Annotated in this window: 1 protein-coding gene; it reads right to left on the reverse strand. The window is 50.8% G+C overall.

Annotation, left to right across the window (positions count from 1 at the left end; translation table 11 throughout):
• Window positions 1-246: amino acid kinase family protein (locus tag SB658_RS26530; protein WP_486308225.1), on the reverse strand; the 246-nt coding region annotated here is incomplete at both ends.

Raw genomic sequence — 246 nt, forward strand, 5'->3', positions numbered from 1 at the left:
GGAATAGACGGCGTCCACATCAGTAAAGTTTTCGTACAGGTCGGCTTTTAAGCCGCTGGCGAGAATGGAGCCGGTAATATCAGAACCGCTCCGGGAAAACGTCACAATCTCATGCTCCTTCGTGTAACCGAAAAATCCCGGAAAAATGATCAAGCCTTCACGGTTTCTCAGACGGTACAAATGATCATAAGACTCAGGGAGCACCTGGGCGCTTCCGGGTTCATTCGTCACAAACAGCCCCGCTTC

This window comes from Bacillus sp. SIMBA_008, assembly GCF_046535495.1.
Taxonomy (GTDB): domain Bacteria; phylum Bacillota; class Bacilli; order Bacillales; family Bacillaceae; genus Bacillus; species Bacillus subtilis.